The sequence below is a fragment of the Bifidobacterium scardovii JCM 12489 = DSM 13734 genome, from assembly GCF_001042635.1.
GTDB classification, from domain to species: domain Bacteria; phylum Actinomycetota; class Actinomycetes; order Actinomycetales; family Bifidobacteriaceae; genus Bifidobacterium; species Bifidobacterium scardovii.
Genome location: NZ_AP012331.1, coordinates 384,614 through 398,367, shown reverse-complemented (window position 1 = coordinate 398,367; position 13,754 = coordinate 384,614). Strand labels below are relative to the sequence as shown.

Here is a 13,754-nt window from a genome sequence, read left to right as displayed (position 1 = left end):
AGCGCCGGGGGTGCCTCTAACACCCCCGGCTGTATTCACCAGAACCCTCCCGAAAGGACTCATTATGAATACCCTCATGATGGTACTCGTTTACATGCGAGAACATCCAGCCGCCGCCCTCCTGTTGGCGGTATTCATTGGCATCGGCATCGCAGCCTTGATGTCGTTCACCCGCAACGCCAAGAAGGTTGATGCAGTAACCGCCAAGCCTCTGGCCCTGACCATCGAACAGGCAAGACAGGTCACGATGCAGCACCGGTTCCATCCAACCCGATTCGTGTTCATCATCCCTGCTACATTTGCGACAGATGACACTATCAATGAGTGGGCAACCACAATCGCACCACGACTTGGCACCGGTTTCCAACCGGTCGAGGTAACCATTATTCCTCAGAAGCTGTGGATTCCCGCTCGGTATAGGGTTACGTTTGCGAGGCTGGAGGCTCTGCGATGATCTGGCCCCGGCATAAACACATTGAGCCGGGTAGTCGTTATGTGTTGGGCTCGGAGATTGCCAACCCTAAGATTGACATCTCCGTGCCCCGCACGGCGCATCTGGCTATCATCGGCGAAAGCAACAGTGGCAAATCCAGCGTGCTGGCAAACCTCATTTCGCAGGAAGTCGCCGCCGGCGGCGAAGTCTGGTTCATCGATCTCAAGACCGGCATGGAAGCTGAAAACTACGCACAAGTACTGAACCGTAAAGCATACGACCTTGACGAAGCCGAGGCCCTGCTTACTGATTTCAACGCCGGCGTGGATACCCGAGCCGAACAATGGCGAGGGAAACTGCGCTCCCTAAACGATGCTCAGGCACCTCACCGATTGCTCGTCATCGACGAAGCAGCCGACATGATTCGCTCCGGTGCAAACAAGAAGAAGTCAGACGCCTGTGTGGAACTGGTACGATCGGCACTCTCACGCTCTCGCGCGTTGAACTGTACCGTGGTCGTCGCCACACAGAATCCACGCGTAAGCACTAGCTTGCCGTACCGGAGTCTGCTGCTCACCACACTGGCACTGCGTCTGAACTCCAAGAGCGAGGCCGTGATGGCGATGGGCGAAGACGCGGTACGACGCGGTGCCCGTCCATGGCAAATCCCGTTCAATCGCCCGGGAGACGGTTATCTGTGGGATGCCGAGACCAATTCCGTCCGCTTCATTCACGTGCCATTCGTCACCGATGATGAGATTCACGCTCTCCGCCGAGTAGGCGGGGACGGTGACGGGCGTAGCGATAGCGATAGCCCGGTACCGGCCACGCCGCCAACCTCTGACAACAGGGGGCTACTACGACGCCCCCTGTTGAGATGTGAGATGAGGGACGAAAATGTCTGACAGGAAGAACGATCCGAACGAGAAAGGCCGGTACTGGGCTGGTCTGATTTACCCCGGTGATAGCTGTCCGGATAACTGGCAAGAGCTTATGCAGTTGTCTGGGTTACAAATCCTCGCATCCCCTCTACACGATCAGGACATAGCCAACGTCAAGACCGGTGAATTGAAGAAGCCTCACCGCCATGTGATCGCGATGTGGATGAACACCACCACGCGCCGGAACGCTCAACGGTTCTTCCAGCAGTTCAACGGTCCTGAGACCATCATCCGGCTGGAAAACCCGCGCGGCATGGCGCGCTATCTTATCCACCTCGACAATCCCGAGAAGGCACAGTACTCGCCCGATGATGTAATGGCCTTCAACGGTGCTGACTGGCAGAAGATAGCTATCCCCGACGACGACAAGCAAGAGGCCATGTCTGTGGTGAACCTCGTCGCCGAAAATAGCATCCGAGGCTATTACGACTTGCTCAAGCTCTGCGAACAGGAACACCCGGACTTGCTGGACTTCTCCGCCCGGCAAACGGTGTTCTGCCGTGAGGTGATATGGAGCTACTGGCACGCAAGCAACGACAAACCCAAGAAGGAGACTGACCATGATTGAGAGACGCGCAGACGCCAATATCGCCGACCGTCCTCAGTTTTTGGACGTGTCCGACCTTCAAGCCTTGTTCGGTGTCGGCCGTTCCAAAGCTCGCCTAATGATGGATGCCCTACCTTCAATCCGCATCGGCAGCAAGGACTACATCACCGCCACAGCTCTGAGTACCTTTATCGTCGAAAACGATGGCATCCCAATCAAATGGCCCAAACGCAAGCGTTAACCAGTTGGACACCGCATCGAGAAGGCCCCGCATAACGCGGGGCCTTCCACGCGCAGAGTCACTTCCTCTTCCGCGAACCCTTCGGAGCCGCCTGAGAAAGGACTGACGCCGCTAACGATTTCGTTCGAGCGCTCGAACGTTTATCACGAAGTGCATCCGACGCAGCCGACGCAATCTTCTTCGACGTCTTCCTTGAACTAAGCGATTTTCCCATCGCACCCCTCCTTTCCGTGCGTGATGAAGCACAGAATGAATACTACTCAATCTATCGAACAAATGTTCGATTTTCGCGGTGAGCGCATAAACCCGCATTGACCCCTAGACAAGACCGCCCGATATCATGAGTAGGTGACGTCCTACACGACCACTTCATCTACGAAATCCAATCCGGGAGGCACTTGTGATTAACGCGGACAAGCCCAACCGCTGGAACGAGGACACGCAAGCATCAATCTTGCAATATAACGATTGGTTCTTCAACTACGCTCCGAGCACTTACCAGTCCGCACGCGGTGAATGCATTGAAGGCGTCCAGCGCCTTCTAGACGGCACCAACTACCTCCGCTCTCTCGATGAGCAGTACCTTTGGAACAACCCCGAAGATCTTGCCATAGCCCGCATGTTTTGTGCCCCGCCCATCGCCCGAGAAAGGCTTGCCGGTCTTGCCCAAGTCAGCAAAACCATTGTGCAGTCCATGGAGAAAAGGCAATGTCCCTCGAGGGCGTTCCCGTGCACAGCGACAAGAAGCCATTAGCCGTATTATTCCAGTCCTTAAGCACCTGACCGACACCCAGCTTTGTGCATGACTCAAGGAAGGTGCACATCCTTCTGATCGAGAGATCGAAATCGCTTCATGCGTCGCCGGAGACCGTTTGTGCGGTTCTTTGACCGATCCTCTAATTCGAAATGAGCAGGAACGCCGACAACTGTCCAAGCTCGACGCATATCTGGACGCTCGGGGTTATCGACGAGTCGAAAACCCCGCTATACAAGCTTTCGATATGCTGCCCGGCACGTACAGCCATCACAAAAATGTCAGCATGTACAAAAACGCCATGGACTCATCGGATGGTATGGTTAACACCCCCGTCGACATGGCAATCATGCCGTTCAATTCCGACCGCCCGTTGCTGATTGAATGCAAATGTGCCGGAGATGCGACTAACACCAACAAGCGCAGGAAGGAAGAAGACACAAAAGTCTCTCAGCTCCGCGGAACCTATGGCGACGTCACCCTTTATCTATTCCTTTGTGGGTACTTTGAAGCCACATATTTAGGATACGAGGCGGCCAACCATATGGATTGGATCTGGGAACATCGCATCGAAGACTTTGATGAGCTGGTGCCCCGTGCAGAATAAGAATGAAATTACGAGACAAAGAAAGCAAGAACTTTTCGATTCCTCTCACTCTCAAGAAGAACGTAATGAGCATGGCCAGTTTGCTACACCGTACCCTCTGGCCTCTGTAATCGCCAAAGATTTATTCTCTCGCACGGGAAAAGATATTTCCGTACTGGAACCTTCATGTGGCACTGGCGCATTTATTTCTGCGCTTCTGTCAATGTCTGATCGGGTCAAAATAACTGGAGTGGAAAAGGACTCCTCGTTATGCAAGACAGCACAACAACTGTGGTCAAGTGACACTTGCCGAATCATTAATGATGATTTCTTTGACTATGCATCAGTGGAATCACAGCAATTTGATGCGATTATTTCCAACCCCCCCTACTCACGTCATCACCATTTATCACAGTCCGAAAAACGGTTCTATTCCCAGCTCACCACAACTTTTTCGGGCGTTTGTCTCTCCGGACTCGCTGGATTGCACGCATATTTTCTGTTGACTGGAACAGGTATGCTCAAAGAGGATGGCGTGGGTTCGTGGCTCATCCCATCCGAACTCTTCTCCGTCAATTACGGTGCTCCCATTCGCAGATTTCTGACTCAATCCGTGTCACTCGAACGAATTCATTTCTTTGATCCAGAAAATCTTCAATTCGACGACGCGCTAGTTACCTCCTGTGTCGCAATTATCCGAAAGAAAAACCAGATAGTAAATCAAGTGCTATTTTCACATATGGCGATTTCCAGTTCCCTCGAAAAACAGTAGAGATTTCTCTAGCAGATTTATCGAAACTAAATAAATGGCAGCACCTTGAAGACTATTCAGGCCAAACCGAGTTTGGAGGTCGGGTGCTAGGCGACTACTTCAAGGCCAAGCGCGGTATTGCCACCGGCGGAAACTCTTTCTTCATTCGCTCCCGTAGCGAATGGCATCAGGAAGGCATATCGGACGAATGGCTATCCCCCATTCTGCCGTCGCCGAGAAATTTCCACTTATCTGAGGTCACTTCAGACGAATCCGGCTGGCCTCAGGAATCGGATACCGCGCTGCTGAACATACCTAAGTCGTCCAACTATGCGAGTCTTCCTTCCTCTGTGCAGAATTATCTCAATACCTGTCCAGAAAAAATCAGGAACGGATACATTCTCAAACATCGAACTCCGTGGTATTCTATTGGGGCTACGGCTTCAGCTCCTATTATTTGCACTTATATGAGCCGTTCTGAAGAAGCGCCCTTTAGGTTTATCAGGAATCGGTCAAACGCGACAATGACCAATACGTATCTGGGCTTATATCCTCAGACATCAATGTCTGAAACTGAATTAGACAATATGTGTGCCGCACTAAATGAAATCCCTGCCGAGGTGTTAATTAATGGAGGACGTGAATACGGCGGTGGATTAAAAAAGCTAGAACCGCAAGAACTCATGTTTTTGCCAATTTCTTTTTAAGAAAGTCCGATGGGGTATCAACCTATGATTGATACCCCATCATCTACATCTGCCCCTTCATTACTCAAGTAGTTTGCCCATAAAGTTAGCTGCTTTGCGATCGTTTTCACCAACTTCTTCGGCGTAGATGTTCAAAGTAGTGTTCAAGCTTTCATGTCCTAGTCGCGCTTGCACAGTTTTCGGGTCTACGCCACCAGCGACCAGCAATGTGGCTTGAGCTCGTCGAAGAGCATGAAAGTTGGGGCCAACATAACCGGATTGCTTTACTCGCTCGATTCCGCGTTTATCGATGTACTTGGTTTCGTTGGCGTAGTGCGCAAGTCCTTCTTTCACATAGAACTTCCTGCGCCAACGGCTGAAGTTGTCTGGATCAAGAAAGTCGCACAGCTCGTTGCTACACACCGGCGAGCTGGATTGTTGTCTGATTCCAGCAGCCTCGAATATAGCCCGTTGCTTCGCCTTCCATTGCTTCAGGAACTCAATGGTCTGTCCATCAATGGAGATCGTACGGCGCGATCTGGCTGTTTTGGGGTCTTTGAGCACCTTCTCCTTGCCATACTGCTTGCGGATACGCAGACGCGCTCCGTCAAAATCAACATCGTCCCAGATCAACGCCAATGCCTCACCTCGACGCAGACCAGTGGCAATGCCCAACCAAACCGCCACAATTCGGCCATCCTGCGGCTCCTGCCTGATTTTGTGGACAAACGCCAAGGCCTGTTCTTTGGTAATTCGCGTTTCCTTGCGCTTTTGTTGGCTCACTTTCGGACGCTTAATGCCCTCCACGGCATCACATGGGTTACGATCTATCAGCTCATCCAAGAAGGCTTTGCGCATGATTTGAGACAGCTTCATATGCACCTTATGGATGGCATCCGGCGAGACTCCATCCTGTTCAGCCATGTGCAGATAGGCGTTCTCAATCTTCTGCGAATCAAGGTCAACCACTCGTGTTGTCCCAAGGAACTTCACGATACGGTCGATCTCATGCTGGTCACGCTCAATCGTAAGATTCGACACCTTCCCCAGCGCCTTGCGGTTTGCTTGGAACGCTTCTGTGTACTCCCCTACGGTCACGTTCTTGCCGGAACGCTCGTCTTCGAGTTCCTGCTTGTACGCCACCAAAGCAGCCGTCGCCTCAGCCTTGTTGCCGTTGACCTTGCGCGACTTCGACCAATGCCACGACTGGTGGGTTTCATCCGGTGCAAGACGTACGCGGATAGAATACCTGCGGCCGCGCTCCAACTCGGTGATCTGTCCAGACGTTTCCCGCTTCGCCATCCCGGCACCTCCTTTGTAGATGCTTTAATCCTATCAGATTTGGACAAATCTGGACAAAGATTTTCTGGACAAAAGTTGGACAAACACGCCAATCAAGACCAACTCAAATCACTCAACACGCCGCATTTCAAGCTATTATCTCAATGTATACTAGACAATACCAATCCAGAACAACTTAAGAAAACGTGGGCTCATAACCCAGAGGTCCATGGTTCAAATCCATGCCCCGCTACCAACAAAAGGCTAGGAATCACATGATTCCTAGCCTTTTCTCGTCTTTGCCGCCGGAGTGCGGAACGCGGCGCACAGTACGCAGCAGCCCAAGCACGCACGGGTGGCGGCATGCACGGGCCGCACACAGGCGCAAATCGCGTCAGCGGTTCCGCCCGCGGCGGCGGATCGCCAGCAGCATGGCCGTGCCGGCGGCCAGTGCCGCCACGCCGATGGCGGCGACGGTGCTGACGTTCGCCCCGGTGACCGGCAGGCTCGACGCCGGCGGCGCTCCCTCGCCATGCGGCGGTTCGCTGACAGTCACGACCTCGCCTTCGGCGCCGAGTTCGTGGGTGGCGAGCACATCGCCCTGTTCGGAGAACAACGTGGCCCGCCAATATACCAGCCCGGCCTTCGGCGAGCGCGTTTCGGGGCTGTGCACGGTCTGGTCCGTCTTGTCAGGGTCCGCATCGACCCTCGCCTCGTCGATCAGCTTGCCGTTCGTGCCGGGATCGACGCCGTCCGGCACCGCCTCATAGGCGCTGAATGTCACGTACGCGCCTTCGGGCACCTCGCCGACGATGCGGGCGGTATCGCGGAACGGCTCGTCGACGCGCACCGCACCGGGCTCGGCCTGCGTGGTCAGTTCGGGAACCGGCCGCTCGGCCTCCTCGACGCGCACGCGTTCCCGGGCGTCATCGTAGGCGCTGGCGGCGGGGGCGACACGATCGTCGCCGTCGAACGCCCATATGAACACGTACCAGCCATGCGTCCGCGCGGTGATGAACACCGGGGTCCCGTGCGCGTCGACGGCGCCGCCTCCCACACGGACGCGGCCGTTGCCGGCCGGATAGTCCCATGTTCCGATCAATCGATGGTTCGCATCCTCCTGCGGCGCTTCGGCGCCGGACGGCCGGTACCGACCGTCGTTCGCCGCGTCGTCCGGATCCCCGGTCCACCAGACGCTCACCCGCGCATAGGGCTCGTCGGCGCCGATGCCGAGCGCGTCGTCACCGGGGAATGTGCCGTGATCCTGCGGGAAGCCCCGGACGACGATCGTGTCGCTCAGCTCGGCGCCGACCACGGCCGCATGCGAGTCGACGGTGGACTCCACCTCGACCCTGGCGCGGTTGACGTTGCTCTCGCTCGTCTCCAGAAATGGGCTGACGGCGTCCTTGAGCACGTATTCGCGCGCTTTCTCGCTCTGCAGGTCGCGCTCGAACGCCCACACCCAGGTCCCCAGCGAGCCGTCCCCGACCGCCTCATACGGCTCGGACCCGCCCTGTTCGCGCATCGCCTGCGCCCGAACGGTCTGGTCCGGGCCGGTGAAGGTCGCCTGCCCGTACGCGGATGGCGCATACCCCAGCCCCTCGAGCCGCTTCAGGAACGCCGAGGCGGTCTCGCCTGGATCGGGCTCGACGGTCCGCTGCGTCACATCGATGCCGTCGAAGTACCATCCGGTCGCCGTAAGCGGCAGATCGGTCACCCATACGCTGCCGCCGCCGCTCACCCCGGACGTCACTTCATCGACGATCCGGCCGCCGGATTCCACCACCGTGGACTCGACGGCCGTGGCCACCGACGGCGTGAAATCCCTGCGCACCGAAAAGGTCGCCACGGTGCCGGTACGTTCCGAGACTCCCCCGTAACGGACGAGATCCTGCGAGCTGCCCATCCGCTCGAGCGCGGCCGCGTCGTAATGCACCGACGCCGTCACCGGTCCGGATCCCGCGGCCTTCCACGCATGGCTGATCGGGCCGTCGCCGGAACGCCCGCTGACGGCCCGCCGCCCGTCCTCGAACACGGCCGGCCCCTCCAGCACCACCGTGTAGGGAATGCCGGAGATCGAACCCCCTTCCCCGTTTTCCACGTTCACGTCCACAACACCCTCGCGTAATCCCTGCCTATAGGTTGAGACGACGGTCGCATCCACCGGCGCGTTGGCCGCCGCCTCCGCCCACAGGCGCTCGGACAGCGGGCCTATGTCGGGATACCGCGCAAGCGCCGCCTTCTTATAGTCCTGCCACGTCGTGTCCTTGCGCAGATCGAAATGCTCGTGAACCAGAAAACCGATCGCGGCCTGCAGATTCTCGTCCGCACGGCCGCGGTACCGGTCGATCAGCCATGCGATGCGCCGGGCTTCGTCGCTGTCTCGGACCATGGTCACCGGGCCACGGTCCAGCCCGGAAGAGGTATCCGACTCGATGCAGTAATAAGGACTGCCGTTCTCGTCGACCACACCGACGCCAAGGGTGGTGACGCCGCCGTCATAGGGGAATTCCAGATAGGTCCCCGGATCGGGGTGGCGCAGCTCCACGGCGCGAGCCGATGAGGCCACCGACGCCAGCACCGCGGCGACCGACAGTGCCAGGCAAATCGCGACCATGACCAATTTGTGAGACAGACCCGATGTGCGGGGCAGATGTGTCATGCGTGTCATGTCATTCCTTTCCTCATGGGGTGGGTGCCGCGCCTCAGCGCGGTTCCACGAGCATGGCAGGAAAAGGGCGGCTTTCGGCCGGTTTCGAGGGTCATGTGGTCGAAGGCCCGGCATCCGGGCGTGTTGTGGATAACTTGTCCACAACGGGCGGCGAATTATCCACATGCAACCGGTGTACCGTCGTTTCGATACGTATTATTCACGAGTTGTCCACCAAGAAACGCGCAGAATGCCGCCACCGCTCTACAATGTTCTCTATGGCAACATCAAAGAACAGCGCATCCAAGCGCACAAGCAGTGCCCCCTCTGAGATTTCCGACGCCATGCCAGCGGCAACCGCCAAGTCCGGCAAGTCCGCTGCCTCCACCGCCACGGCCACTCGCACCCGCAAGAAGTCCACGGCGAAGACCACCCGCAAGACCACAACCCGCAAGGCGCCGGCCAAGCAGCCCTTCACGGTCGCCCTGGTCGGCGAGACGCCGGCCCCCTCGATTCCGGTGACCGAACCCGGCCAGTTCGGCCGCGTCAACATCCTGGACATCACCCCGAACGAGGAGCGCGGCACGTACCCGGGCCGCGTCGAGCTCGGCGAACCGTTCACGATGACCGCCCAGGTGTTCATCGAAGGCCGCACCAAAGTCGGTGCAACCGCCGTGGTGCGCAACCATCGCGGCAAGGAGATGGCCCGTGTGCCGATGACGTGCACGAACCCGGGCCTCGACCGCTGGCAGGTCACGCTCGCATGCGGCGAGCGCTCCAACGTCAAGCCGTGGGATCCCGAATTCGCCGCCGTCAAGCGCCAGCTCGGCGAGTGGACCGTCACCATCGAAGGCTGGGAGGACACCTACGCCTCGTGGCTGCGCGACGCCCGCATCAAGGTCGACGTGCATGACGACGTCGAGAACGCGCTGGATTCCGGCGCCGAGCTGCTGGCCCGCTGGGCCGCGACCGCCGACGCGAAGCTGAACGCCACCGAGCGCAAGACGCTGCAGGCCGCCGCCAAGGCCGCAGCCGACCGCACGCTCACGCCGGCCGAGCGCCTCGCCGCCGCCGACAACGAGACCATCGCCGCGCTGCACGAGTCCAACCCGCTGCGCGACGGCGTGTCCCCGAGCGAGCCGCAGCGCTTCCGCGTGGAGCGCCCCGGTTCGTCCTTCGCCGCCTGGTACCAGTTCTTCCCGCGTTCCGAAGGCGCCTACGTCGACCCCGACACCCACAAGATCGTGCAGGGCACGCTCAAGACCGCGCTGAGCGGCCTGGAACGCGCCAAGGCCGAGGGCTTCGACATCGTCTACCTGCCGCCGATCTTCCCGATCGGCGTGACCAACCGCAAGGGACGCAACAACGCGCTGGCGGCCGGGCCGGACGACCCGGGCTCGCCGTTCGGCATCGGATCCGAGCTGGGCGGCCACGATACGGTCGATCCGCTGCTCGGCACCATGGATGATTTCAAGGCGCTCACCGCGCGCGCCCACGAGCTCGGCCTCGAGATCGCGCTCGACTTCGCGCTGCAGTGCTCGCCCGACCACCCGTGGGTCAAGGCGCATCCGAACTGGTTCCGCACCAAGCCGGACGGCACGATCGCCTTCGCCGAGAACCCGCCGAAGAAGTACCAGGACATCTACCCGATCGACTTCAACGCCGACATGGCCGGCATCGAGCGCGAGGTCGAGCGGATCATGAACCTGTGGATCGAGGCGGGCGTGACGATCTTCCGCGTCGACAACCCGCACACCAAACCGGTGCGCTTCTGGCAGGACGTGATCGCGGCCGTCACCAAGAAGCACCCGGAGGTCCTGTTCCTGGCCGAGGCCTTCACTCGCCCGGGCATGATGCGCGCGCTGAGCTATGTCGGCTTCACGCAGTCGCACTGCTACTTCCCGTGGCGCAACACCAAGGAGGAGCTCGAGGAGTACCTCGGCACCACCAACGGTGATGACGGCTACTACCAACACAACACGTTCTGGCCGACCACGCCGGACATCCTCACCGCCTACGTGCGCGACAACGGCATCGCCGGCCACGCGGTGCGCGCGGTGCTCGCCGCGATGGGTTCGCCGTCGTGGGGCATCTACAACGGCTACGAGCTGATCGAGAACAAGCAGCGCCCGGGATTCGAGGAGCAGATCGACAACGAGAAGTACGAGGTCAAGGTACGCGACTGGTCCGAGACGTCCAAGTACGGCATCGCCGAGCTGCTCACCTCGCTCAACGCGATCCGCCGCAACCACAAGGCCGCGTTCAGCTACCACAACGTGACCGTGCTGCCGACCAGCGACCCGAGCATCCTCTCCTTCGCCCGCCACACGCCGGCCGAGCTGACCGGCACCGGCAAGGCCGAGACGCTGATCGCCGTGGTCAACCTCGACGGCCATGACGCGCATCAGGCGACCGTGCACTTCGAGATGCCCGACTTCGACGTGGACCCGGATCAGGGCGCGCACCTGCGCGATGAGCTGACCGGCCGCGAGTTCGACTGGGGCTGGGACAACTTCGTCTCCCTCGCCCCGTGGGCCGACGTGGCGCACATCTTCACCGTGGTGCGCTAGTCCGCTCTTCAAGGCCGCGTCGTTCGGCGCCGCCGGCATCGCTCCCCTTGGGAACCCAAAGGGAGCGATTTTTTTCGCATCGCAACGCATACCCGCGCGGCGGGGCAAATACAGGGTATTGTGGTGTGCGGTACGTGCGGTTCCACCCGCAATGTCATTTCACCAATGAGGAGGCCAATATGGCAGAAACCTTCAACGTCGTCGTGGAGATCCCGCGCGGTTCGAAGAACAAGTACGAAGTCGACCACGAGACCGGCCGCGTGTTCTTGGACCGCACCCTGTTCACGGCCATGGGCTACCCGGACGACTACGGCTACATCGACGGCACCCTGGGCGAGGACGGCGATCCGCTCGACGCGCTCGTCATGATCCCGAACTCGGTGTTCCCGGGCTGCGTGGTCAAGTGCCGCGCCGTTGGCCTGTACCACATGGTCGACGAGGCCGGCGGCGACGACAAGGTGCTGTGCGTGCCCGCCGACGTGCGCTTCGACGACATCAAGGACATCAGCGACGTCAACGAGTACCACAAGGCCGAAATCAAGCACTTCTTCGAGCAGTACAAGGCCCTGGAGCCGGGCAAGGAAGTCCTCCCCGGCGACTACTGGACCGGCGCTGCCGAGGCCGAGAAGGAAATCGTCGCCGCGCGCGAGCGTCTCGCGAACGCAGGCGAGTGATTCCGCCGGTCAGCTTTCGCTGACATGAAAAAACGCAGGCCGTTCCCCCGTTCGGGAACGGCCTTTGCTATACTATTGTCTTTGTAATAGCGGCATGCGAACAGTATTCGCTTGGATTCAAAGCCCGGCTGGCTGGCCCGGCAGTTCTCAATGTCGGTGCCCCTAGGCGTAGGCGGGTCACCCCCGTCGAGGCCCATCCTGTGGTGAACCGACGGGATGAACCTATATTGACCAGCTATGTTGCAAATTCTACTTATCGCCATTTCCGTATCCATGGACGCTTTCGCCGTGTCGATCGGCAAGGGATTGACCGTGCGCAAGCTGCGCGGCCTGGACGCCTTCAAGACGGGCCTGTGGTTCGGCGGTTTCCAGGCGCTGTTCCCCCTGCTCGGCTACTTCGCCGCATCCACGTTCAGCAAATACGTCACCGCGGTCGACCACTGGATCATCTTCGCGCTGCTCGCCTTCATCGGCGGCAACATGGTGCGCGAGGCCTTCGACGAGGATGAGGAGAACGCCAAGGAGAACGCCGAATTCGACTGGCGGCACATGCTGCCGCTCGCCGTGGCGTGCAGCATCGACGCCTTCGCCGTCGGCGTGAGCTTCGCGTTCATGCGTGTGAACGTATGGACCTCGGTGATCATCATCGGCGTGACCACCGGCGCGTTCTCGGCGGTCGGCCTGTACATCGGCCGCATCTTCGGCTCGCGTTGGCAGAAGCCGGCGCAGATCGCCGGCGGCATCGTGCTGATTCTCATCGGCCTTGAGGTGCTGCTCGAGCACCTCGGCGTGCTCTGATCCTCCAACAATCAAGGCTCCCCTCATAGAGGGGAGCCAGCAAAAGAGACGATCCAGCAGCACAACGCGCGTCACAGCAGCGCCGCGATCAGGGACAGCATGGGGACCAGCGTCCCGGCGAGCATCACCGGCAGCACCACGATGCCGATCCACGGGCGGTTGGCCCGCTCGTCCGGGTCCATCTCGTTCAGCCACCATACGGACGCCACGGCCAGCGCCACGGCGAAGACCACCAGCACCACGATCGACGCGATCCACGCCACGCGGTTGATGGAGACGAGCGTGCCGAACAGGTACTGCGGCAGCAGACACCACCCGGTGGCGGCGAGCATCGCGATGCCGTCGATCACGGTGTGCGACAGGCCACGGATCAGATGCGAGCGCTCCGCACGGGCCATCTGCCGGATGAACGACACGATGATCAGCGCCACCAGTAGCCCGCCGATCCCGGCGAACCAGGCCTCGGGCGCGTACCGGGCCATATCGCGCATGCCGTACGATCCACCGGCCTTGACATGGGGGAACAGCACCGGCCCAAGCGGCGCAAGCGCCATAAGCACCAGCGCAACGGCCCCGATAAGTCCCGCGATCACGCGCCCGGCGGTGCCGTCGCGCAGCGGCGAGCACACCAGGAACGTCACGCCGAGCGCCAGCACGCCGAGCGTCATCAACGGCTCGAACTGCACGGCGGTCATCGACGGATTCAGCACGATTCTGATCAGCGCCAACACCACGAGCACCGCATATGCCCCGATCTGCACCGCCAGCATCGTCTTCACCGGCCTGTCAACCCGCGTTTCGCTGCCCATATTCATTCTCCCGACATTATTACCAGCGCCATT

The 13,754-nt window shown here is 59.6% G+C and carries 13 protein-coding genes and 1 pseudogene; 11 read left to right on the top strand and 3 right to left on the bottom strand.

The window, feature by feature from the left end; translation table 11 throughout:
* The first annotated feature begins 64 nt into the window (after positions 1-64).
* The 8 genes and pseudogenes from BBSC_RS01500 (at position 65) to BBSC_RS14030 (ending at position 4,960) form a co-directional block, all read left to right on the top strand.
* A complete protein-coding gene (locus tag BBSC_RS01500; RefSeq protein WP_051923228.1) occupies positions 65-454 on the top strand; it encodes a hypothetical protein in 390 nt (129 codons plus the stop codon).
* On the top strand, positions 451-1,338 hold the full coding sequence (locus BBSC_RS01495) for an AAA family ATPase (RefSeq protein ID WP_046726107.1): 888 nt from the start codon (positions 451-453) through the stop codon (positions 1,336-1,338). The genes BBSC_RS01500 and BBSC_RS01495 overlap by 4 nt, the downstream gene beginning before the upstream one ends.
* A complete protein-coding gene (locus BBSC_RS13130; RefSeq protein WP_033518036.1) occupies positions 1,331-1,942 on the top strand; it encodes a replication protein in 612 nt (203 codons plus the stop codon). The genes BBSC_RS01495 and BBSC_RS13130 overlap by 8 nt, the downstream gene beginning before the upstream one ends.
* Positions 1,935-2,162, top strand: a complete 228-nt coding sequence (locus BBSC_RS01485; RefSeq protein ID WP_033517959.1) for a hypothetical protein — start codon at positions 1,935-1,937, stop codon at positions 2,160-2,162. Before BBSC_RS13130 ends, BBSC_RS01485 begins: the two co-directional genes overlap by 8 nt.
* Before the next feature lie 400 nt (positions 2,163-2,562).
* Complete coding sequence (locus tag BBSC_RS14445) at positions 2,563-2,916, top strand: XamI family restriction endonuclease (protein WP_051923229.1); 354 nt, start codon at positions 2,563-2,565, stop codon at positions 2,914-2,916.
* A 70-nt stretch (positions 2,917-2,986) separates the two neighbouring features.
* A pseudogene (locus BBSC_RS13120) lies at positions 2,987-3,523 on the top strand (XamI family restriction endonuclease); the annotation flags it as partial.
* Complete coding sequence (locus tag BBSC_RS14035) at positions 3,513-4,274, top strand: N-6 DNA methylase (protein WP_197074447.1); 762 nt, start codon at positions 3,513-3,515, stop codon at positions 4,272-4,274. The pseudogene BBSC_RS13120 and the gene BBSC_RS14035, both read left to right, overlap by 11 nt.
* A gap of 83 nt (positions 4,275-4,357) precedes the next feature.
* Positions 4,358-4,960 carry a hypothetical protein gene (locus tag BBSC_RS14030; RefSeq protein WP_197074446.1) on the top strand — a complete coding sequence of 201 codons (603 nt, stop codon included), beginning with the start codon at positions 4,358-4,360 and terminating at the stop codon, positions 4,958-4,960.
* 60 nt (positions 4,961-5,020) lie between these two features.
* Here the strand turns inward: BBSC_RS14030 and BBSC_RS01475 are convergent, their stop codons facing one another.
* Together BBSC_RS01475 and BBSC_RS01470 are read right to left on the bottom strand one after the other, a co-directional pair.
* Positions 5,021-6,241: a tyrosine-type recombinase/integrase gene (locus tag BBSC_RS01475; RefSeq protein WP_033517957.1), complete on the bottom strand. Its 1,221-nt coding sequence runs from the start codon at positions 6,239-6,241 to the stop codon at positions 5,021-5,023.
* A gap of 373 nt (positions 6,242-6,614) precedes the next feature.
* A complete protein-coding gene (locus BBSC_RS01470) occupies positions 6,615-8,891 on the bottom strand; it encodes an LPXTG cell wall anchor domain-containing protein (protein ID WP_161787647.1) in 2,277 nt (758 codons plus the stop codon).
* 257 nt (positions 8,892-9,148) lie between these two features.
* Here BBSC_RS01470 and BBSC_RS01465 point away from each other — a divergent pair, with 257 nt between their 5' ends.
* The 3 genes from BBSC_RS01465 to BBSC_RS01455 all read left to right on the top strand — a co-directional run bounded on the left by BBSC_RS01465 (position 9,149) and on the right by BBSC_RS01455 (position 12,912).
* Positions 9,149-11,440 (top strand): alpha-1,4-glucan--maltose-1-phosphate maltosyltransferase, encoded by a 2,292-nt coding sequence (locus tag BBSC_RS01465; protein ID WP_033518032.1) that lies wholly within the window; start codon positions 9,149-9,151, stop codon positions 11,438-11,440.
* Between the two features lie 179 nt (positions 11,441-11,619).
* Positions 11,620-12,114: an inorganic diphosphatase gene (locus BBSC_RS01460; protein ID WP_033517956.1), complete on the top strand. Its 495-nt coding sequence runs from the start codon at positions 11,620-11,622 to the stop codon at positions 12,112-12,114.
* 237 nt (positions 12,115-12,351) lie between these two features.
* A complete protein-coding gene (locus tag BBSC_RS01455; RefSeq protein WP_033517953.1) occupies positions 12,352-12,912 on the top strand; it encodes a manganese efflux pump MntP in 561 nt (186 codons plus the stop codon).
* Between the two features lie 71 nt (positions 12,913-12,983).
* Here BBSC_RS01455 and BBSC_RS01450 read toward each other — a convergent pair whose 3' ends face one another.
* Positions 12,984-13,721, bottom strand: coding sequence for a hypothetical protein (locus BBSC_RS01450; RefSeq protein WP_051923231.1), 738 nt, complete (start codon positions 13,719-13,721; stop codon positions 12,984-12,986).
* Positions 13,722-13,754: the final 33 nt, after the last annotated feature.

Excerpts from the sequence above, each read along its gene's own strand:
- BBSC_RS01500 (WP_051923228.1), top strand. The coding sequence starts at position 65 with ATGAATACCCTCATGATGGTACTCGTTTACATGCGAGAACATCCAGCC.
- BBSC_RS01495 (WP_046726107.1), top strand. The coding sequence starts at position 451 with ATGATCTGGCCCCGGCATAAACACATTGAGCCGGGTAGTCGTTATGTG.
- BBSC_RS13130 (WP_033518036.1), top strand. The coding sequence starts at position 1,331 with ATGTCTGACAGGAAGAACGATCCGAACGAGAAAGGCCGGTACTGGGCT.
- BBSC_RS01485 (WP_033517959.1), top strand. The coding sequence starts at position 1,935 with ATGATTGAGAGACGCGCAGACGCCAATATCGCCGACCGTCCTCAGTTT.
- BBSC_RS01475 (WP_033517957.1), bottom strand. The coding sequence starts at position 6,241 with ATGGCGAAGCGGGAAACGTCTGGACAGATCACCGAGTTGGAGCGCGGC.
- BBSC_RS01470 (WP_161787647.1), bottom strand. The coding sequence starts at position 8,891 with ATGACACGCATGACACATCTGCCCCGCACATCGGGTCTGTCTCACAAA.
- BBSC_RS01465 (WP_033518032.1), top strand. The coding sequence starts at position 9,149 with ATGGCAACATCAAAGAACAGCGCATCCAAGCGCACAAGCAGTGCCCCC.
- BBSC_RS01460 (WP_033517956.1), top strand. The coding sequence starts at position 11,620 with ATGGCAGAAACCTTCAACGTCGTCGTGGAGATCCCGCGCGGTTCGAAG.
- BBSC_RS01455 (WP_033517953.1), top strand. The coding sequence starts at position 12,352 with ATGTTGCAAATTCTACTTATCGCCATTTCCGTATCCATGGACGCTTTC.
- BBSC_RS01450 (WP_051923231.1), bottom strand. The coding sequence starts at position 13,721 with ATGGGCAGCGAAACGCGGGTTGACAGGCCGGTGAAGACGATGCTGGCG.